Source organism: uncultured Proteiniphilum sp., assembly GCF_937873925.1.
Taxonomy (GTDB): domain Bacteria; phylum Bacteroidota; class Bacteroidia; order Bacteroidales; family Dysgonomonadaceae; genus Proteiniphilum.
The window spans coordinates 20800-41588 of record NZ_CALNAT010000151.1 but is presented as its reverse complement, the minus strand read 5'-3'; the positions used below and the strand labels follow the sequence as shown (position 1 = coordinate 41588).

Below are 20789 nucleotides of genomic sequence, written 5' to 3'. Positions count from 1 at the left end.
CTGTTGTATTTATTAGTATGGTTAGAAACAACTTTTTATTTTCACTTAAAAACATAAAGTGAGAGCAAAGAACAGAAAACCCAAAGGATAGGTGGCTAAGGCAACTCTATTTTTTAAAATGGAAAGAAGAATGTATAAAAAACAAATCTTGATCTTATGTGGGATCCTATTCTCCGCAATGATCTATTCCCAGCAGGGTTTTGTACACGAACAATCGAAAGGATATGTCTGGCCGGAAGAAGAGAACGTGCTTAAAAAACTGGATAGCTGGCAGGATCTCAAATTCGGGGTACTGTTCCACTGGGGGTTGTATTCCGTACCGGGGATCGTAGAATCGTGGTCGATCTGTTCCGAAGATGTCGATTGGATACCGCGCGACAGCACCGTTTCCTACGAGGAATACAAGAAATGGTACTGGGGGTTGAAAGACCAATTCAATCCGGTCGATTTCGATCCGGACCAGTGGAGCGACGTCATGAAGCAGGCAGGTATGAAATATGCCATCTTCACCACCAAACATCACGACGGGTTCAACATGTTCGACACAAAAGAGACGGACTTCTCTATCGCACAGGGGCCGTTCAAAAACCATCCGAAGGCCGACGTGGCGAAATTCGTATTCGATGCCTTCCGGCAAAAGGATTTCATGGTGGGAGCCTATTTCTCCAAACCCGACTGGCATAGCCAGTATTACTGGTGGGATTATTTCGCCACACCCACCCGAAATGTAAATTACAAAATTGAACGGCATCCGGAGCGATGGGATAATTTCAAACAATTCACGTTCAACCAGATACAGGAGTTGATGACCAACTACGGCGACATAGATATCCTCTGGCTCGACGGCGGTTGGGTAGCCTCTCCCAGGCAGGATATCGATATGGATAAGATCGCGGCGATGGCACGCCGCAACCAATCCGGTTTACTGATCGTTGACCGGACCATCCGCGGAAAATACGAGAACTACCAGACACCCGAACGATCCGTTCCCTCGGAACAACTCCCCTACCCGTGGGAAAGTTGTATCACTTTAAGCAGTGATTGGGGATGGACCCCGGACGCCACCTTCAAAACGCCGGCCGAAGTGATCGCCTTACTGATCGAAGTGACGGCAAAAGGAGGAAACCTTCTGCTGGGCGTAGGGCCTACACCTGAAGGGATCATCCAGCCCGAAGTAGAAGCCATATTGAAAGAGATCGGCGGCTGGCTCAAAATAAACGGGAAAGGCATTTACAATACCCGCATCACTCCTCATTACCACAGTGGAAAGGTATGGTTCACAGCCGGCAAAGACAACAAAACGGTTTACGCCCATTATGTACCGGAAAACGGCAAGGAGATACCTTCCGTAATCGAGTGGGAAGGCAATACACCCAAAAAAGGGAGCAAAGTCACTCTTCTGCACACGAAAAAGCAGGTAAAATGGAAGGTAGAGGGAAATAAAACCCGTATCGTTTTGCCCGTTATAAAAAATCCTACTAACTTGCCATGGGTATTTTCATTTGAAACAGGTAAATAATGAGAGAAATAATCCTATTCGCATTCGGCATTCTTCTTTTATCATGCCAAACGGGATCACAACACTCCATCACTCCTCAAAGCACCATTAAAATAGAAGAGGGGGACAGTAAAGAAGCCATCATCGAAAAAGCAGCCCATGTAGTTCCGACAGAGAATCAATTGGATGCTTTGAGAAATGAATTTATCGCTTTCATTCACTTCGGCCCCAACACCTTTACCCGTAAGGAATGGGGAAGCGGGATGGAAGATCCGGCCGTTTTTGATCTGAAAATACTCGACACCGACCAGTGGTGCCGTGCAATGAAAGCAGCCGGAATGAAAATGGTCATTCTGACCGTGAAACATCATGACGGCTTCGTACTGTGGCAGAGCCGTTATACCGATCATGGCATTATGTCTTCCGGGTTCCTCGACGGGAAAGGCGATGTGCTCAAAGACCTTTCGGAATCCTGTAAAAAATATGGGATGAAACTCGGCGTTTATATGTCCCCGGCGGATCTATACCAGATCGAACATCCCGAAGGGCTGTACGGCAACCTGAGTGAATACACCAAACGTACCATTCCACGCGAAGTGCCGGGCCGTCCGTTCGAAAACAAAACCACGTTCGAGTTCGAAGCGGATGATTACAATGAATACTTCCTGAACCAGCTTTTTGAGATACTGACAGAATACGGCGAGATCCATGAAGTATGGTTCGACGGCGCACATCCCAAAACCAAAGGCGGACAGACCTACAACTATCCGGCATGGAGAGAATTGATCCGTACCCTGGCCCCTAAGGCGGTTATTTTCGGACGCGAAGATATCCGCTGGTGCGGCAACGAAGCAGGAGCAACACGACAAACGGAGTGGAACGTGATAACCTATCCCAAAGATCCCAATACCACTTCTCATTTCACAGACCTTACAGACACGGATCTCGGCTCACGTGAAAAACTCTATCAGGGAAAATACCTTCACTATCAACAGGCCGAAACCAATACATCCATCCGTGAAGGGTGGTTTTACCGCGACGACACGCATCAGAAAGTACGGAGCGCCGACGATGTATTCGACATTTACGAACGTTCCGTCGGTGGTAATTCCACATTTTTGCTGAATATCCCCCCCAACCGTGAGGGTACATTTTCTCCCCGGGATGTAGATGTGCTGGAAGAAGTGGGGAAACGTATCAAAGAAACATACGAAAAGAATCTGTTACAGGATGCCAAAGGGCCAAAACAGGTGTTGGACGGTGATCCGGACACATACCTGTTACTGGACAAAAAAAAGCACGGGATCATCATTACACTGCCGGCACCCGCCACGATCAACCGGTTGATGCTGCAGGAAGCCATAGCCACCCACAGTGAACGGGTAGAACAACACGCCGTGGACGCCTGGATAGACACTCAATGGAAAGAAATTTCCACAGCGACCAATATCGGCTACAAGCGCATCCTGCGTTTTCCGGAAGTTACTACCCATAAGATCCGTATCCGGATACTGGAATCACGGCTTGATCCGGCTATCAGCCACGTATCAGCGCACTATTACCGTACACGCCCGCCGCAATTGGCGTTTTCACGCGACAAAGAGGGAATGGTCACTATTGCCCCGCTGCAAACCGAGTTTAACTGGAATCCTCACGGCGAGAATGCCGCCGGTAACCTGAATACCGGATACCAGATTTTCTACACGCTCGACGGATCGGAACCGACTCAAAACTCCCTCAGGTATGAAAACCCGGTCAAAGTGGAACATAATATACTGAAAGCGGTCTCATTCAATAACAATATACAGGGAGCGGTACACAGTGAAGCGTTCGGAATCGTGAAAAAGGACTGGAAACTGCTTGAAGTAAGCAGTCAACGAAATAATCGCACCGCCGCCGTACAGGCTTTCGACGCGGATCGCCGCACCTACTGGCAATCGGAAGACGGCGCCGCACCTCATTTCATAGCTATTGATCTCGGCACGGAATACGAATTGAAAGCAATGGTTTATACACCACAAACCTTCCATCCCGAAGGAATGATGGCAAGAGGGATCCTTCGGGTCAGCGCCGATGGGAAAAGCTGGAAAACGGTAGAAACCTTTGAATTCGGGAACCTGGTTAACGACCCGACTCCACGGTCACACCCATTCACCAACCCGGTAACTACCCGTTATATACGTGTGGAAGCCACCGGTATTGCGGGAAACGGAAGATCTGTAGCGATCGCCGAGTTGGATTTTTTATAAGCAAATGAAGAAAGTAACTGGTTTCATAATCGCTCTCTGTTTGTGCGCCATTGCGCAGTTGTCTGTAGCACAACAACTCTATAAAAACCCGTCCACCCCGGTCGGCGACAGGGTAAAGGATCTGTTAAGCCGGATGACGCCGGAAGAGAAGATCGGCCAACTAGGCTTTCCCACAGGATGGGAAATGTACACCAAAACAGGTGAACAGGCCGTTGCACCTTCCGATGTATTCAGGGAACGGATGCAAACCATGCCTTTGGGTGGTTTCTGGGCGACACTCCGTGCCGACCCCTGGACCCGGAAAACGTTACAGACAGGACTTAATCCTGAACTGGCAGCCAACGCACTGAACGAATTACAACAATATGCCGTAGAACATACCCGGCTGGGAATTCCCCTGCTTTTTGCCGAAGAATGTATGCACGGCCACATGGCTATCGGAACAACCGTTTTTCCCACCGGCCTAGGGCAAGGCAGCACATGGAACCCCGGGCTGGTACGGCAAATGGCAGAAGTAATTGCCCTTGAAACACGGCTGCAGGGCGCCCATATAGGGTATGGCCCTATCCTGGATCTGGCAAGGGAACTCCGGTGGTCGAGAGTGGAGGAAACGTTCGGCGAAGATCCGGTACTGACAGCGAAACTGGGTGTTTCTTTTGTGCAAGGCCTGCAAGGAGATGATATCCGTAACGGCCGGAACGTCTATTCCACCCCGAAACACTTCGTAGCCTATGGCATTCCTGCGGGCGGTCATAACGGCCGACAGGCAAATATCGGAATACGGGAATTATTCTCCGACTATTTAATGCCGTTCAAAAAAGTGACGGATACGGGAGTGAAAACTCTTATGACCTCCTATAATTCCATCGACGGCATCCCCGCTACGGCCCATCGGTTCCTGCTGAAGGATGTCCTTCGGGATCAATGGGGTTTCGACGGGTTTGTATTTTCCGATCTCGGCAGTATCGAAGGCATCGCAGGGACACACCGCGTTGCGCCCGGTATAAAACATGCGGCGGCTATGGCATTGCAGGCAGGGGTAGACGCCGATCTGGGAGGGAATGCCTATGGGAGGAACCTGAAACAGGCGTTGGAAGAAGGACTCGTCACGATACAGGATATAGATGATGCAGTAGCCAATATTCTCCGGCTGAAATTTGAAATGGGGCTGTTCGAGGATCCGTATGTCGACCCCACGCAGACATCCCCTCTCGTAAGAAGTGAAGCGCATAAGCAGATCGCGCGCGAGGTAGCCCGCCAGGGAACGGTGTTGCTCAAAAACAGTGACGGTCTGTTGCCGCTCCCGAAAGAGATCGGGTCCATCGCGGTGATAGGACCAAACGCTGACAACATCTATAACCAGTTGGGTGATTACACCGCCCCGCAGGAGCGAAGTAATATTATTACCGTGCTCGACGGGATCAGGAAAGCCGTAAGTCCCCGTACCGTCGTCTACTATGCAAAGGGCTGCGCCATCAGGGATACTACCCGAAGCGATATAGAAGAAGCGGTACAAATAGCCCGCCAATCGGACGTGATACTGTTGGTTGTGGGAGGATCCAGTGCAAGGGATTTCAAGACGGAATATATCGAAACCGGAGCGGCAACGGTCGGTAACAGCCGGGATGAAATTCTTTCGGATATGGAATCGGGGGAAGGATACGACCGCAGCACCCTCGATCTGTTAGGTGAGCAGGAGAAACTGCTCGAAGCGCTTGCCGGAATAGGGAAGCCGTTGATCGTGGTCTATATACAGGGACGGCCGCTCAATATGAACAACGCTTCGGAGAAAGCCGATGCGCTGCTGACGGCATGGTATCCGGGACAGGAAGGTGGCCATGCTATCGCCGATATCCTTTTCGGAGACTATAATCCCGCGGGCAGGTTACCGGTTTCCGTTCCACGCTCGGTAGGACAGTTACCGGTATATTACTCATTAGGCAGGCAGGCTGATTACGTGGAAGAGAGCAGTTCGCCGCTGTATGCATTCGGATACGGACTAAGCTATACCAACTTCAGTTATAAAGACCTATCCATAAAGGTGGCACAGGATCATGTACGGATATTCTGTGCCGTAACCAACACGGGCAGTATCGACGGAGATGAGGTGGTCCAACTCTATGTACGTGACAACGTAAGTTCGGTGGTTACCCCTCCCATTCAACTGAAAGATTTTCAACGGATCCATGTCCGGAAAGGCGAATCAAAAAACGTGGAATTTATATTAACGTACGATGATCTCGCACTGTATGACCTGCATATGCAAAGCATTACCGAACCGGGTGAGTTTACGCTAATGATCGGTGCCGCTTCCAACGATATACGGTTGAAAGAGAGTTTCCGGATTGAAGAATAGATATTCCCGGAACGAAAACCTGTCCGGTGATTGCCAACATTGCTACTTTTAATAAATGACTTATAATGATTAATCACTATGAACACAAAGAAAATGATTCTGGCTGTTGTCTTTTTCACTATGGTTAGCAGTAATTTACTGTTTTCACAACGGCAAACATGGAGTGAGACCAAAGAGCAAAAAGCCCAAAGAATGGGATGGTGGACCAACGACCGGTTCGGCATGTTTATCCATTGGGGCATATACGCTTTACCGGCACGGCACGAATGGGTGAAGCAAAGAGAGCGGATCCCGGACGAAGCGTATCAGAAATATTTCGACCATTTCAATCCAGATCTGTACAATCCCGAAGAATGGGCGGCCAAAGCCAGAAAGGCCGGCATGAAATATGTCGTATTGACCACCAAACATCACGACGGATTTTGCCTGTGGGACTCCAAACATACCGATTTCAAGGTGACCAATACACCCTACAAAAAAGACCTGGTAAAGCCTTTTGTGGATGCTTTCCGCGCGGAAGGGATACGGATAGGATTTTACTACTCGCTGATCGACTGGCATCATCCTCATTTTACCTACGACAATATCCATCCCAACGGCCCGCGGGATGCCGAAGAACGGAAAAAAGCGAACGAAAACCGGAACATGGACATATATCGCCAATATATGAAAGACCAGCTGACGGAATTATTGACACAATTCGGTCAGATAGACGAATTGTTCCTCGACTTTTCTTATCCCGGAGAGAACGGTAAAGGACATCAGGACTGGAAATCGGAAGAACTGTTGGCACTTGTACGTAAACTTCAACCCAATGTGCTGGTCAATAACCGGATGGACCTGGACCATACCGATTGGGGTTGGGATTTTATTACTCCCGAACAATTTATGCCTCAGGAATGGCCTACTGTCCGGGGTGAACGCGTGCCGTGGGAAACCTGCCAGACCTTCTCCGGTTCATGGGGATACAATCGCGACGAATATACCTGGAAAAGTACGCATCAGTTGATTGTGATGCTGATAGAAACCGTGAGCAAGGGCGGTAACCTGCTTCTCAATGTGGGACCCACGGCACGGGGAGTATTTGATGATCGCGCCAATGAACGTCTCGACGGGATAGGCGAATGGATGCGATTCCACAGCCGGTCGATCTACGGCTGCACGCAGGTTCCGGACGAATATAAAACTCCTCAGAACTGTCTTATGACCTATAACCCCGAAACCCACAGGCTGTATATTCACGTGCTCGAATGGCCTTTCAAGTCGCTCCACCTGCCGGGATTGAAAGATAAAATCGAATACGCGCAGTTGCTACATGATGCGTCGGAAATTAAATTTTACTCGCAAACACAGTCCGGTAGCCACACAGTCGAGACCTCGAAAGAGAACGACATTATTTTGAACCTTCCGGTAGAACGCCCGAACACGGATGTGCCGGTGATTGAATTGATCTTGAAATAATTCCGGCGAAAACCCCCTTATGAAAAAATATCCATTTTCACTCGCTATCGTGCTATCGGTGTTATTGATCCAATGTACCGCAGGCGGTACAACCCCGCAAAAACTGGTGGTACGCTACACTATGCCGGCCACTGTGTGGGAAGAGACCCTTCCGTTGGGTAACGGACGCATCGGCATGATGCCCGACGGCGGTATCGACACCGAACACATAGTACTGAATGATATCACCATGTGGTCGGGAAGTGAAGATCCCGAGGCATTTAATCCGGAAGCGATCAATTATTTACCGGAAATCCGGGAGTTGCTGCTCGCAGGCAGGAATCCGGATGCGCAGCAACTGATGTACCGCCACTTCCGTTGCGGAGGACAAGGATCAGCTTTCGGCAACGGGAAAGATGCGCCCTACGGTTGTTTCCAGATGCTGGGCGATCTGCATATCACTTACAGATATCCGCAAACGGACAGCATAAGCCGTTACGAGCGAACACTCTCCCTGGACGATGCAGTCGCCACCACTCAGTTCAACAGGAACGGCATCACCTATACCCGCGAATATTTTGCTTCACACGCCCATGATGTGCTGGTTATCCGGCTGACAGCCGATCAGAAAAAATCGGTATCCTTCAAGGTAAATCTGAGCAGGACGGAAAGGGCCACAGTCTCTGTAAAAGAGAACAAGCTTTATATGGAAGGACAACTGAACGACGGGCACAACGGAGCGAATGGCGTACGCTATCTCACACAATTGGAAATTGTGAACAACGGAGGCAACCTGGTATCATCCGGTAACGCATTATCCCTGTCCGGGGCGGATGAGGCCGTAATTCTCATCTCCACCGCAACAGATATGTTCGACAAGGATCACCTCACTACTTTCTCCTTATATGTAGAACAATTATCGGCACAAGCCAGAAACAACCCTTACGACCGGTTAAAACATGCCCATATTGACACCTATAAGAAGAAATTCGATCGCGTGGAACTGAACCTGGGCGAACAGGACATTACAACCCCCACGGATGAACGCCTTCTCCGGTTCCAATCGGACAATGACCCGGCATTTGCCGCCCTTTATTTCCAATACGGCCGCTACCTGATGATTAGCGGCGCCCGTGAGGCCAACCTGCCACTCAACCTGCAAGGGTTGTGGGCAAATCAGGTACAAACTCCCTGGAACGGGGACTATCACCTGAACATCAACCTGCAAATGAACTACTGGCCGGCAGAAGTATGTAATCTGCCGGAACTGCATAAGGCATTCATAGACTTCACCACATCACTGGTGCCGTCAGGAGAAAAAACGGCGGAAACTTTTTACAACGCTGAAGGATGGGTAGCGCATATGATGAGCAACCCCTGGCAATTCACGGCACCCGGCGAGCATGCTTCATGGGGTGCCACCAACACGGGCGGCGCCTGGCTTTGCCAACACCTCTGGGAGCATTACGCCTTCACGCAGGACAGGGCATATCTGGAATCCATCTATCCCGTGCTGACGGGGGCAGCCGGTTTTTTCCTGAGCAGTATGATCCGCGAACCAAAACAGGGATGGCTGGTAACCGCTCCTTCTTCCTCGCCCGAAAATGCATTTTATCTTCCCGGAAGCAGGGATGTCGTGTATGTATGTATGGGCCCGACAATGGATGTGCAGATCATAAAGGAACTTTTCACCAATATTCTTTCCGCGGCAAAGATACTCGGTATGGAAGATGGAACCACGGTAAAGATCAGGGAAGCAATTCCTCAATTACCCCCTATGCAGATCAGCTCCGACGGACATTTACAGGAATGGTTGGAAGATTATAAGGAAGTGGATCCGCAACACCGGCATGTCTCGCACCTTTACGGATTGCATCCCTCCAACCAGATATCACCCGTCACTACGCCCGAACTGGCAGAAGCAGCCCGAAAGACACTCAACCGTCGCGGTGATGCCGGAACAGGATGGTCACGGGCATGGAAGGTGAATTTCTGGGCGCGCCTGCACGATGGCAACCGGGCATACAAACTTTTAAAAAGCCTGCTGGAACCCACATTCGGAAACGAGATAAAAATGAGTAGCGGAGGCGGGACCTATCCAAATCTATTCTGCGCCCATCCCCCGTTCCAGATAGACGGCAATTTAGGAGGTACGGCAGGAATCGCTGAAATGCTGATACAAAGCCAGGACGGATATATCCACCTGCTGCCGGCATTGCCTACCGCATGGGCAAACGGGAACTTCAAAGGATTGTGTGTGAGAGGGGGCGCCGAAGTGGATGCAGCATGGAAAAACGGTAGGTTAACCCGACTCACCCTGGCCGCAAAAACAGATAATACCTTTCGATTGAAAGTCCCCCATGGTGCTATCGCGATAAAGAAGAAAGGGAAAGAACTTCCCATTGAAAACGGATTGGTGCTGATCGAAATGAAAAACGGGAAAAAATCGGAACTGGAAATAGTATATCCCGTTTAAAGTGCAACGGAAAGGGGATTGCTGAGACGGTCAGAAGATCATAGCTGATCGTAGGGCAACTGCGTCAGCATGTCGGAGATCTTATCGACCGCTTCCTTCATCGGTTTCTCGACCATCCCCCTGATAAACGGGTTCAGGTCGGCTTTTACCGTCATTCGCAGCCGGGTATCTTTCTCGGCTTTCGCTACTAATTGTATCCACAGGAAAACCTCAAAAGGCAATTTTTCCGATTTAAACTTTACCAGTTTATTCGGCTCGCGTTCCACCACGAGAAAGGTCACCTTCCCTATCGGATCTACCCGGAAGGAGACACTATTCTCATCGAACGAAAAATCTTTAAGTTTGTCTTCAGGGATCTTATCCTTTACCAATTCGAGTTTCCGGAGATCGGAGAGCACGCGGAACACATCGGCATCGTTGTGCGAAATGGTTTTTACCTCACTGGCGAATTCGGTCATTTTTGGCCTTTTTTACGGTTTGTCCCCAGTTTTCCGGATCTTTGCGCCAGTCCTGCAATGTCTGCAACTCCGATTCATCGATATAATCGGTCGCCAGCGCCTCATCCAGGATCGCATCATAATTGCAAAGCGTAGTGAGTTCTACCCGCGCTTCATGCATGCGATTCTCAGCATAAGGAAATCCATAGGTAAATACCGCCAGCATGCCGAGGACATCCGAACCGTTACGCCGGATTGCTTCCACCGCTTTCAGGCTGCTTCCTCCCGTAGAGACCAGGTCTTCAATCACGAGAACTTTCTGCTTTGGTCGCAGATCTCCCTCTATCATATTCTCCAGTCCGTGGTCTTTCGGTGCGGAACGGATATATACAAAAGGCAGACCGAGCAGGTCGGCCACCAATACACCGGGAGCGATAGCGCCCGTAGCAACCCCTGCAATGGCGTCGGCCTGTGGATATTTCTCGAGAACAAGGCGGGCAAACTCCACCTTTACAAAATTACGGATGGCCGGATAAGACATCAACTTCCGGTTGTCACAATATATGGGCGATTTCCAGCCCGAAGCCCAGGTAAACGGGTTAGATGGCTGTAACTTAATGGCTTTAATTCTAAGAAGCTTTTCAGCTGTTAATTTTTGTAGCGTGTTCATATTTTTTGTCGACTTTTTTGCAGATTAACCACAAAAGTACTCTTTTTCAAAAATATTTGCGTGCTATTTCTGAAAAAAATAGGACTAAAAAACCTCTCCGAGAGTAGCGATACTGATTTTCACACCCTTACATACCTGCAGAGCCGTTCCACAGGCTTCTAAAGTGGATCCTGTAGTGATCACATCGTCTACCAGCAACAGGTGCTTCTGCTCGAACAATCCCGGATCGGCCACTTTGAAAATATCTCTCACATTCTCCCATCGCTGCGTTTTGGTACGCTTTGTCTGCGTGGGATTGTATACCACACGAAGCAGGTTACCGGCCGACATAGGCAGGCCGGTAGTTTCGGAAAGGCCTTTTGCAATTATTCCGGCCTGATTGTATCCCCTGGCTTTTTCTCTTTTGGGATGGAGCGGCACAGGAACGATCAGCTCGACAGGGTTCAGGAATTCACTTCCCAGCAGGTCTTTTCCGAACATTCGCCCAAGCAGCAGGCCGATACGCTGATTGTGACGGTATTTCAGATGATGGATCAGGGGCGGAAGGATCCCTCCCTTTGTATATACGCAGTATGAGGCGATCCGTTCGAAAGGGATCCGGCCGGCCATCAGCTTTTCGGCATCATTATCCGGCTCCCTGAAGTTATGGGTCTTGGGTAACTTATACAGGCACTGCAGGCAGGCGCCTTCTTCCCCCGGAAGCAATTCGCCGCCGCAGATAACACATACATTCGGAAAAAAAAGGTTTGCCAGTTGATTTAAAAGTTCATTCCGTTTCATCGAAGATTTCCCCTATCCGCATTTTTTTCATGCAAGCCATCACCTCATCCATGGAGAAGCCCCTGCTCAATACATACCGGATCAGCTTACCCCGTTTTTCGTAATCCGACTTTCCTTTCACGGTCTTCCATTTCTTCTCAAGGATGGGTTGCAGGGATTCGCCGAACGAAGCGCCGGAAAACTCCGACAACACCTCCTCGATCAGGTCCTGAGGCAGTTGCTTCTGCTTCAGGGAGAGTATTATCTTTCTCCTCCCCCATTTATTAAAATGAAGTTTATCATGGATATAACTACGGATAAACCGTTTTTCATCCATATATTTCTCCTTCTTAAGCCGATCGATAATCTTATCTATCACCGGCCTGGGAAGCTCCATCCTTCCCAGCTTCCGGGCTATATCACAGGGAGCGCATTCCTTTTGCGAGCAGATCCGCGCCATCTTCGCATAAGCTTTCTCTTCAGTTATTCTCCTGCCGTTCTTATCCATGACCTTCCGGTTTTAGGGCACGTACCATCCTGTCATTCCCTGAAATATCTTTTCTCAGTTCTACCCGGGCAAAACCTTTGCCCCGGAGCATATCACATACCTCCGGCCCCTTTTCCCTGTTGATCTCAAAATACAACTCCCCGTTGTTGTACAGCAACTCAGACGCCACATCGGCAATCCGTTCATAAAACAGCAAAGCATGGTCGTTAGGAACAAAAAGTGCCTCATGGGGTTCAAAACCGAGGACGTTCGCCTCCATGGTCGCCTTTTCCGATTCGGTCACATAGGGGGGATTACTCACTATCACGTCAAAGACGGGATCGATGCCCACAGGCTGAAAAACATCCCGCACCGAGAAATGTACAGTTACCCCGTTCAGGCGGGCATTTTCCGATGCCACTTTCAGTGCCTTCTCCGATATATCCCAGGCGTATACACGGGCATCGCTCATTTTTTTCGCCAGCGTCACCGCGATGCAGCCGCTACCGGTTCCTATATCCAGCACCGAGCGACCTATTTGCCGGTTTCCGGAGAGGATCCATTCCACGAGTTCCTCTGTTTCAGGCCGGGGGATAAGTACATCGGGCGTAATCATAAAAGGTATTCCGTAAAACTCCGTCTTACCCAATACATACTGCACCGGCTCCCCGTTTTTCAGCCTACAGACAATATCTTCCGCTTTCCGGAGTTCCGAACGGGATAAATGATTAATTTTGTCTGTCGTTATACCTGTAAAAGAGTCATCGCACACCTCCTCCAGGATAAGTTGCGCAAGAACGGAGATCTCGGATTTGGAATAGAGCCCGTTCAATTCCTGCAGGATATGTCGAACCGAATGCTGCATAATGATCGTCAAAGATAATAAAAAATGGAATTAAATCCGGTATTTATGGAGAGATGCCTTCAGCTTGCCCGTAAGGGGGAAGGCTTCACGAAACCGAACCCTTTGGTAGGCGCTGTAGTGGTACACAACAACCGGATCATCGGGGAGGGGTTCCACCGGCAATATGGGGAAGCACATGCGGAGGTGAATGCCATCGCTTCCGTAAAGAACAGTGCACTGCTTCCCGAATCGACCCTCTATGTATCGCTCGAACCCTGTGCACATCATGGCAAGACCCCGCCCTGTGCAGAGTTGATCATCTCCAGGAAGATCCCCCGTGTGGTGGTGGCAACCAGTGATCCCAACCCCAAAGTGGCGGGCAGAGGTATCGCCATGATGAGAGAGAGCGGTATCGAAGTGACGGTGGGAATGCTGGAAGAAAAAGCCCGCGACCTGAACAGGATCTTCTTCGTAAACCAGCTCTGCAACAGGCCTTATCTGATTTTAAAATGGGCGCAGAGCAGCGACGGATTTATGGACCAGCATCGTACTCCGAATGACGGGAGAACACCGGTGATCATATCCAACACCCTGACACACACTATCGTCCATAAATTCCGCACGCAAGTCCAGGGAATTCTGGTGGGTACAAATACCGCACTCCTGGACAATCCGCAACTGACGGCAAGGAAGTGGTTCGGCGATCATCCCACAAGGGTGGTTATCGACAGGGAAAACAAGATCCCCTCCGACGCGTTCCTGTTCGACGAATCAGCGCCTACCATCGTTTTCACGGCATCCCTCCCTCCTGAGACAGGGAGAAAAGAGCATATCAAATATATCGGGATAGATTTCTCCGGGGATACCAACAGACAGATATTAGAGCGGTTGTACGATGAAAAAATATACTCTCTCCTGATAGAAGGAGGCGCTCAATTACTGGCTTCTTTTATCGAGAAGGAGATGTGGGACGAAGCATATGTTGAGATATCCGCAAAAGCACTCCACTCAGGGGTGAAAGCGCCGGTCATACAGGGAGATGTGGCTGCTTCCAGCACCTATCCGGATTCGGTTCAATTTCATTTAAAGAGTAAAATAACTCGAAATTTTCATTAAATATTCATTTTAATATGGTTAAAGAGAAAAATCTTTCTACTTTTGCATATCCTAAATAACGTGGTGTACAATATTTTTGAAACAAATGATATCTAAATATTTCTTTTGGACATCGGTACTTATCGTGAACATATTGTTGTTTTCCTCCTGCCTTAATTCATCCGACAACAATATAGAATATCCGAGTGATCCGCAAATATATACCGTATCCCTCTCCTCCAAAGCCGATACAGCCGGATTGTTAGCCGGCGTCACTTTTACGATCGATCAGGTAAACGGAAGAATATTCAACAAGGAGCCGCTACCCTACCTGTTTCATGTTGACAGTATAATATTAAACATCAACAGTTCAAACACTTATTACCCATTTTCCCGAATACAACTCAGACTCGGTCAGCCCGACAGCACCTACTTCTGGAACGGGTCGGATTCGATCCCCCTACCCCGGTTGCAGAAAATCACCACCACTGCTGCCGACGGCGTCACTGACAAAGATTATGACTTTCAACTGAATATATATCAGGAAGACCCTTATATTATCTATTGGGATAAAATTGCGGGAAACTGGCTTACTCCTCCTGTAGAAAGTCAGAGAACGATCGCCCACAATAACCAATTCTTCACTTATTACCGGTCGGGAACAGAGATGAAGGCTGTGTCGACACCCGCCTCCGACGGTAAAAACTGGAGTGCCGTCGACCGCCTGTCCGGGATGCCTCATACTCTCCGCCTTTCGTCGCTTATCACCTTCGGGAGCGCTGTCTACGCACTCGATGCGCCCACAGGCTGGGTTTATCGATCGTCGGATGGTGCCACATGGAATGCCGTTTCCACAGTTTACGACGTGAAAGCGCTCTACGGCGAACTTCCTTTCGCCACCCCCGGGAATATTTTGCTGGCGGTAAATCACGACGGAAAACTCAAGTTTGCCCAGACGGATGTCAACTTCTCGGAGATCATCCTGATGAATGACATGCCGGACAATATGCCGGTTACGGATTTTTCAGCGATAAAAGTAGAGAGTGCGTCGTCTTATGCCACAAAATTCATCTTCTTATCGGGCGGGATCACCTCAACCAATACTTCCAATAACGATATCTGGGTGTTACAGGAAGACGAAGGGATTGTTAAATATATCCTCTCAAAAAGGCCGGAAGAAGGGGCCTTGCAAGGGAGCAGCCTCTTTTTCTATGACGATAAACCCTACCTGATCACTCTATCTGCCGGAAAGAACCTATTGATGTATTCAGAGAATTACGGTCTGAATTGGGTCAAAGCGGGAGAAAATCAGGCTTTCCCATCCGATTTTACAGGAAGGACGACTGCATCGGTAATAACCGATACAGACAACAATATATGGATATTCGGCGGAATATCCTCATCCAATACCCAGCTTACGGATATCTGGAAAGGCAGACTCAATAAGTTTGCTTCGAATTGACCGAAAAAGCCACTTTTACGGTTGCCACGAGTAACAGAGGTGAGAAGTTTTTGTTCCAAACAATTTATTTGCTGAATTTGCGTTAGAGTTGAGACAATACTTACCAAACAGGATAACAGAATGAAGATTTCCGGAAGACCTGTCGTTGTCTCACTTTTTGCAACAGGTCTCTTTTTGATGATCTCTATCGCAAACATCCGCGCTCAGGAGTACAAATACGAAGTTGGAGGCGCTGTCGGAACTGCGTTCTACATGGGTGACGCCAACCAGACAAGATACTACCTCCATCCCGGAATTGCCGGGGGTCTCCTGTTCCGGTATAACATCGATTTTCACTGGAGTATCAAAGTCGGTATGTTTGCAGGAAACGTTTCAGGGAAGAGTGAAGATTCAGGTAATACTTTCCCGTTCACACACCGGGACTCTTTTCACCGCACCCTGGCTGAACTGGGTGCGCAAGCGGAGTTCAATTTTTTCCCGTACAGCGACAAGTATGTCTATCTCGGGACAAAACCTTATACTCCCTACCTGTTTACAGGGGTGGGAGGCACCTATGCGACGGGAGAGAAAACTTTTATTGACGCGAATATCCCTTTCGGAATGGGGTTTAAGTATAAATTAAAAAACAGAATGAATATCGGTATCGAGTTTTCGATGCGAAAGCTGTTTGGTGACGATTTCGATGTTACCGAGAAAACGAACGGAGGGGATCTGGACAGTCCTTATGGCATTCAAAGCAGTCTCCTTAAAAACCGGGACTGGTATTCATTCACAATGATTTTCCTAACGTGGGAATTCAGGATGCGTGAAGATCCCTGCCACGGAAATTAACAATTCAGACGTAAGAAAGATGTCGTTGCTTGACAAGATAGATAAAAACCGCCTTCCTGCCCACATCGCCATTATTATGGACGGGAACGGACGATGGGCAAAAGCCCGGGGACTGGATCGGGGCGAAGGGCACAGAGAGGGTATCAGTGCGATAAGAAGAGTGGTGGATGCTGCATCGAAAGCATCGGTACGGTATCTTACGCTCTACGCTTTTTCCACTGAGAATTGGAGCCGTCCCACCGAAGAGGTGACGGGATTGATGGATCTGATGGTGTATGCCATCTCCAGAGAAACCCCCGACCTGAAAAAAAACGGGGTCAGGATTCGTTCTATAGGAGATATGAGCCGCCTGCCGGAATATGCACGTACGGCCCTTGAAGAGTGTATCAGGGAAACTGCGGAAGGGACAGGGGTCACTTTAGTGCTTGCATTAAGTTACTCTTCAAAGTGGGAACTTGCCACAGCCGCAAAAAAGATAGCAGCTGACGCGGTAAAAGGCGTTTTGCAGGAAAAAGATATCGATGAAGAAACCCTTGGTAATTATCTTACCACACGTGGCCTTCCCGATCCCGATCTGCTGATACGGACCGGGGGTGAACAACGAATAAGCAATTTTCTGTTGTGGCAGTGCGCCTATGCAGAGTTTTACTTTACCGGTATCTTCTGGCCCGATTTTGACGAAGAAGCTTTGTATGAAGCAATCCTCGAATATCAGGGACGGGAGAGAAGATACGGCAAGACCAGCGAACAAATAAAAAACGACTAACTTTAGTGAACAATAACAGTTCTCCACTAACCCAGGAGTCAGAGAAAAGAAATATATCACAATGTTGAAGAAAATATCTTATTTACTTCTGTTATTTATCATGCTGTCGCAGTTTGTGTCGATCGCGCAGACCAATGACACCATACCCTCGTCCGTTCCCGGTAAACCGGCCGTGAACTATACCGCTCCTCCCAAGAAATATTACATTGCCGATATCGATGTGACGGGTGTGGAAGGTACGATGTATGAGGATCAGAAGTTTGTCCTTGTAGGCTTTTCCGGTCTGTCCAAAGGGATGGAAATACAGATCCCCGGAGATGACATCACCAATGCCGTTAAAAAATTCTGGCGGCATGGGCTTTTTTCTGATGTAAAGATATTGCAGAGTAAGGTCGAGGGCGACAGTGTCTGGTTGGAAATCCATCTGACTGACCGCCCGCGCGTAAGTGATATCCGCTATATAGGCATGAGAAAGGGGGAACAGGAAGATATTGAGAAAAAGTTAGGTGTGGTCAAAGGAAATCAGATTACCCCACCTCAGATATCCCGCGCAGAAACGATCATTAAAAGCTTTTTCTCGGAAAAAGGGTTTGGTGACGCGGAAGTAAGTATCATGCAACGCCCCGATTCCACACAGAAAAACCAGGTTATTCTGGAGATTGCGGTCGATAAAAAGGAGAAACTGAAGGTAAACAGTATCAATATTGAAGGGAACGAAGCGCTCTCAGACCGCAAACTGAAGTGGGCGATGAAAAAAACCAACGAGAAGGGAAAGCTGATCAATCTCTTCCGTGCCAAAAAGTTTGTGGACGATCTCTATAAGGAGGACAAGAATAAACTCATCGATAAATATCATGAAGAGGGATACCGCGATGCGGAGATTATTCGTGACTCGGTTTATAAACATGATGAGAAAACGGTAAATATAGATATCGTACTGGAGGAAGGACCCCTGTATCATATCCGCTCCATCAACTGGGTGGGAAATACGCATTATCCCTCTTCACAACTGGGACAACTGCTCAATATGTCTCCCGGCGAGGTCTATAACCAGAAGAAATTGCAGGAGAGGCTGATCTCCGATGAAGATGCGGCCGTCAACCTGTACCAGAATAACGGATACCTGTTCTCCAACATCGACCCGGTAGAGATCAATATCGAGAACGACTCCGTCGACCTCGAGCTTCGAGTGATAGAGGGTCCCAAAGCAACGATCAAGCGGGTGATCATCCAGGGAAACGATCGCCTCTATGAAGATATTATCCGCCGTGAGTTAAGGACAAAACCGGGTGCGGTATTCAGCAAAGAAGACCTCCTGCGTTCAGTGCGTGAGATTGCACAGACAGGACACTTCGATCCGGAGGCTCTGTCGTCCGACATCTCCGGGGGAATCAATCCCAATCCCGAAGACGGAACCGTGGATATTACCTATCCGCTGACATCGAAGGGGAACGACCAGATCGAATTTTCAGCCGGCTGGGGTGTGACCGGACTGGTAGGAAAACTCAGCTTACGCCTGAATAACTTCTCGCTGCAAAATCTGCTGAACCCCTCTATGCACCGGGGAATCATTCCCCAGGGAGAAGGACAGACACTGGTACTGAGTGCACAGACCAACGGCCAATATTATCAATCTTACCAGTTCCAGTTCATAGAACCCTGGTTTGGAGGGAAAAGGCCGAATAATCTCTCATTCAGCGTTTACTATTCACGGATGACCGGATTGAGCGATCAATATTACAGCCAGAATCTCTATAACAATATGTATGGTTACGGTAGTTATCCTTACTATAGCGGATCGGGAGGGTACGGATACGGCGGCTACGGATATCAGGATGCGATGGAATACGCTTACGACCCGAATCAGGTGTTCAATATGGTAGGAGTTTCAATGGGATACGGAAAGCGGCTCGAATGGCCCGATGATTACTTCGAGTTTATGGCAGAATTAGGCTACCAGCTCTACGGGTTAAAAAACTGGAGATACAACTCCTTCCCGTTCCAGACAGGGACGAGCAACAGTGTCACCCTCGGCCTTACGCTATCGCGTATCTCCACAGACAGCCCTATATACACGCGCGTCGGTTCCCAGTTTACTTTAAGCGTCAATGCCACTCCTCCCTTCTCATTGTGGGACGGAAAGGATTACACCAATATGGCTGACACCGATCCGGCAAAATACAGATGGAACGAATATCATAAATGGAAACTGAAAATCCGTACCTTTACCCCACTGACTCCCCTGACGGTCACCAGAACACCGGTAATAGCCACAAGGGTCGAGTTCGGAATACTGGGGCACTATAATCAAAACAAGCAGACTCCCTTTGAAACGTTCGATGTGGGTGGCGACGGGATGACCGGTTATACCGGTACTTTCGCCACGGAAAATGTGGCGTTAAGGGGATATGAGAATAATTCCGTTGCCACACAGGCCCGTGCCTATACACGTCTTGGACTGGAATTACGCTATCCGTTTATTCTGGAACCCAATTCCACCATATATGGGGTAGCATTCCTGGAAGCGGGGAATGCATGGTGGGAAGTAAAAAATTTCAATCCTTTCGACCTGAAACGCTCTGCAGGTGTAGGTGCACGTATCTTCCTGCCGATGATCGGACTGATGGGGATCGACTGGGCATACGGGTTCGACACGGTATACGGACGGGGTACCAGAGAAAGGGGCGGCAGCCAGTTCCACTTTATTATCGGACAGGAATTCTGATAATTATCCGCTCCGAGCCATTGACAGGGTCAGATAAAGATATGGTCTGACCCGTCACGCCAGGGGAGTTTATACCCTCCCGGTCGGGTTTAACATAATTTATTAAGGTACCTGTAAACATTTCACTTACGAAACCGTCTTTATTGAGAGTAAAGAATAAAAAATAAAATCATATGAAGAAAGTATTTTTTTTAATAGGGATATTCATGGCGTTGGCAGTGGGGAACACCTATGCCCAAAGATACGCCCTGATCGATATGGAATATATCCTGAAAAGGATACCAGCCTATGAGAGCGCCAATAAACAGCTAGAGTCATTCTCACAACAATGGCAGAGCGAAGTGGACAAAGAGGTGGAAGCAGTCGATGCCATGTATAAAAAATACCAGGCTGATCTTGTGTTCCTGGCAGGAAATGAAAAGACCAAACGTGAAAGCGAAATTGTAGCAAAAGAGAATGCCATTCAGGAACTCAGGAATCAATATTTCGGACCGCAAGGTGAATTGTTTAAAAAACAGGAAGAGTTCATCAAACCCATACAGGATGATATCTATGAAGCCGTCAAGGAAATTTCCACCGAATCGGGTTATACGATCGTGGTAGACAGAGCTTCCGCTACATCGATCATTTTTGCCTCACCCAGCATTGATATCAGCGATCAGGTGCTTTCAAAGTTAGGTTATTAAAATAAATA

16 protein-coding genes are annotated in these 20789 nt (G+C 48.6%); 11 read left to right on the top strand and 5 right to left on the bottom strand.

The annotated features are described in order from the left end of the window. The first annotated feature begins 130 nt into the window (after positions 1 to 130). The 5 genes from Q0502_RS10470 to Q0502_RS10450 all read left to right on the top strand — a co-directional run bounded on the left by Q0502_RS10470 (position 131) and on the right by Q0502_RS10450 (position 10019). The gene (locus Q0502_RS10470) at positions 131 to 1519 is read left to right on the top strand and encodes an alpha-L-fucosidase (RefSeq protein ID WP_298650450.1); all 1389 of its coding nucleotides are present in this window, start codon (positions 131 to 133) and stop codon (positions 1517 to 1519) included. Then, positions 1519 to 3747, top strand: coding sequence for an alpha-L-fucosidase (locus tag Q0502_RS10465; RefSeq protein ID WP_298650448.1), 2229 nt, complete (start codon positions 1519 to 1521; stop codon positions 3745 to 3747). Before Q0502_RS10470 ends, Q0502_RS10465 begins: the two co-directional genes overlap by 1 nt. A 4-nt stretch (positions 3748 to 3751) precedes the next feature. Continuing rightward, positions 3752 to 6103, top strand: a complete 2352-nt coding sequence (locus Q0502_RS10460; protein WP_298650445.1) for a glycoside hydrolase family 3 N-terminal domain-containing protein — start codon at positions 3752 to 3754, stop codon at positions 6101 to 6103. A 78-nt stretch (positions 6104 to 6181) separates the two neighbouring features. After that, on the top strand, positions 6182 to 7564 hold the full coding sequence (locus tag Q0502_RS10455) for an alpha-L-fucosidase (RefSeq protein WP_298650442.1): 1383 nt from the start codon (positions 6182 to 6184) through the stop codon (positions 7562 to 7564). Positions 7565 to 7583: 19 nt separating this feature from the next. Continuing rightward, a complete protein-coding gene (locus Q0502_RS10450; RefSeq protein ID WP_298650440.1) occupies positions 7584 to 10019 on the top strand; it encodes a glycoside hydrolase family 95 protein in 2436 nt (811 codons plus the stop codon). Positions 10020 to 10057: 38 nt separating this feature from the next. Here Q0502_RS10450 and Q0502_RS10445 read toward each other — a convergent pair whose 3' ends face one another. From Q0502_RS10445 to prmC, 5 genes are all read right to left on the bottom strand, one after another. Then, positions 10058 to 10477 carry an SRPBCC family protein gene (locus Q0502_RS10445; protein ID WP_298650438.1) on the bottom strand — a complete coding sequence of 140 codons (420 nt, stop codon included), beginning with the start codon at positions 10475 to 10477 and terminating at the stop codon, positions 10058 to 10060. Next, positions 10458 to 11126: an orotate phosphoribosyltransferase gene (gene pyrE, locus Q0502_RS10440; RefSeq protein WP_298650435.1), complete on the bottom strand. Its 669-nt coding sequence runs from the start codon at positions 11124 to 11126 to the stop codon at positions 10458 to 10460. The genes Q0502_RS10445 and pyrE overlap by 20 nt, the downstream gene beginning before the upstream one ends. An 84-nt stretch (positions 11127 to 11210) precedes the next feature. Continuing rightward, the gene (locus tag Q0502_RS10435; protein ID WP_298650434.1) at positions 11211 to 11906 is read right to left on the bottom strand and encodes a ComF family protein; all 696 of its coding nucleotides are present in this window, start codon (positions 11904 to 11906) and stop codon (positions 11211 to 11213) included. Continuing rightward, positions 11893 to 12393 carry a regulatory protein RecX gene (locus Q0502_RS10430; RefSeq protein WP_298650433.1) on the bottom strand — a complete coding sequence of 167 codons (501 nt, stop codon included), beginning with the start codon at positions 12391 to 12393 and terminating at the stop codon, positions 11893 to 11895. The genes Q0502_RS10435 and Q0502_RS10430 overlap by 14 nt, the downstream gene beginning before the upstream one ends. Then, positions 12386 to 13237, bottom strand: coding sequence for a peptide chain release factor N(5)-glutamine methyltransferase (gene prmC, locus Q0502_RS10425; protein WP_298650431.1), 852 nt, complete (start codon positions 13235 to 13237; stop codon positions 12386 to 12388). Before prmC ends, Q0502_RS10430 begins: the two co-directional genes overlap by 8 nt. A 24-nt stretch (positions 13238 to 13261) precedes the next feature. Between prmC and ribD the strand changes: the two genes are divergently transcribed. From ribD to Q0502_RS10395, 6 genes are all read left to right on the top strand, one after another. Next, complete coding sequence (ribD, locus tag Q0502_RS10420) at positions 13262 to 14332, top strand: bifunctional diaminohydroxyphosphoribosylaminopyrimidine deaminase/5-amino-6-(5-phosphoribosylamino)uracil reductase RibD (protein ID WP_298650429.1); 1071 nt, start codon at positions 13262 to 13264, stop codon at positions 14330 to 14332. An 85-nt stretch (positions 14333 to 14417) separates the two neighbouring features. Beyond that, on the top strand, positions 14418 to 15773 hold the full coding sequence (locus Q0502_RS10415) for a DUF6242 domain-containing protein (protein WP_298650426.1): 1356 nt from the start codon (positions 14418 to 14420) through the stop codon (positions 15771 to 15773). Positions 15774 to 15893: 120 nt separating this feature from the next. Further along, positions 15894 to 16604 carry a DUF6089 family protein gene (locus tag Q0502_RS10410; RefSeq protein WP_298650424.1) on the top strand — a complete coding sequence of 237 codons (711 nt, stop codon included), beginning with the start codon at positions 15894 to 15896 and terminating at the stop codon, positions 16602 to 16604. A 19-nt stretch (positions 16605 to 16623) separates the two neighbouring features. After that, on the top strand, positions 16624 to 17370 hold the full coding sequence (locus tag Q0502_RS10405) for an isoprenyl transferase (protein WP_298650422.1): 747 nt from the start codon (positions 16624 to 16626) through the stop codon (positions 17368 to 17370). Positions 17371 to 17431: 61 nt separating this feature from the next. Continuing rightward, positions 17432 to 20095 carry a POTRA domain-containing protein gene (locus Q0502_RS10400; RefSeq protein ID WP_298650420.1) on the top strand — a complete coding sequence of 888 codons (2664 nt, stop codon included), beginning with the start codon at positions 17432 to 17434 and terminating at the stop codon, positions 20093 to 20095. Between the two features lie 173 nt (positions 20096 to 20268). After that, positions 20269 to 20781, top strand: a complete 513-nt coding sequence (locus tag Q0502_RS10395; protein WP_298650417.1) for an OmpH family outer membrane protein — start codon at positions 20269 to 20271, stop codon at positions 20779 to 20781. The last annotated feature ends 8 nt before the right edge of the window (positions 20782 to 20789 follow it).

Bases quoted from the DNA above. Each gene is read 5' to 3' on its own strand.
- Q0502_RS10470 (WP_298650450.1), top strand. From the start codon at position 131: ATGTATAAAAAACAAATCTTGATCTTATGTGGGATCCTATTCTCCGCA.
- Q0502_RS10465 (WP_298650448.1), top strand. From the start codon at position 1,519: ATGAGAGAAATAATCCTATTCGCATTCGGCATTCTTCTTTTATCATGC.
- Q0502_RS10460 (WP_298650445.1), top strand. From the start codon at position 3,752: ATGAAGAAAGTAACTGGTTTCATAATCGCTCTCTGTTTGTGCGCCATT.
- Q0502_RS10455 (WP_298650442.1), top strand. From the start codon at position 6,182: ATGAACACAAAGAAAATGATTCTGGCTGTTGTCTTTTTCACTATGGTT.
- Q0502_RS10450 (WP_298650440.1), top strand. From the start codon at position 7,584: ATGAAAAAATATCCATTTTCACTCGCTATCGTGCTATCGGTGTTATTG.
- Q0502_RS10445 (WP_298650438.1), bottom strand. From the start codon at position 10,477: ATGACCGAATTCGCCAGTGAGGTAAAAACCATTTCGCACAACGATGCC.
- pyrE (WP_298650435.1), bottom strand. From the start codon at position 11,126: ATGAACACGCTACAAAAATTAACAGCTGAAAAGCTTCTTAGAATTAAA.
- Q0502_RS10435 (WP_298650434.1), bottom strand. From the start codon at position 11,906: ATGAAACGGAATGAACTTTTAAATCAACTGGCAAACCTTTTTTTTCCG.
- Q0502_RS10430 (WP_298650433.1), bottom strand. From the start codon at position 12,393: ATGGATAAGAACGGCAGGAGAATAACTGAAGAGAAAGCTTATGCGAAG.
- prmC (WP_298650431.1), bottom strand. From the start codon at position 13,237: ATGCAGCATTCGGTTCGACATATCCTGCAGGAATTGAACGGGCTCTAT.
- ribD (WP_298650429.1), top strand. From the start codon at position 13,262: ATGGAATTAAATCCGGTATTTATGGAGAGATGCCTTCAGCTTGCCCGT.
- Q0502_RS10415 (WP_298650426.1), top strand. From the start codon at position 14,418: ATGATATCTAAATATTTCTTTTGGACATCGGTACTTATCGTGAACATA.
- Q0502_RS10410 (WP_298650424.1), top strand. From the start codon at position 15,894: ATGAAGATTTCCGGAAGACCTGTCGTTGTCTCACTTTTTGCAACAGGT.
- Q0502_RS10405 (WP_298650422.1), top strand. From the start codon at position 16,624: ATGTCGTTGCTTGACAAGATAGATAAAAACCGCCTTCCTGCCCACATC.
- Q0502_RS10400 (WP_298650420.1), top strand. From the start codon at position 17,432: ATGTTGAAGAAAATATCTTATTTACTTCTGTTATTTATCATGCTGTCG.
- Q0502_RS10395 (WP_298650417.1), top strand. From the start codon at position 20,269: ATGAAGAAAGTATTTTTTTTAATAGGGATATTCATGGCGTTGGCAGTG.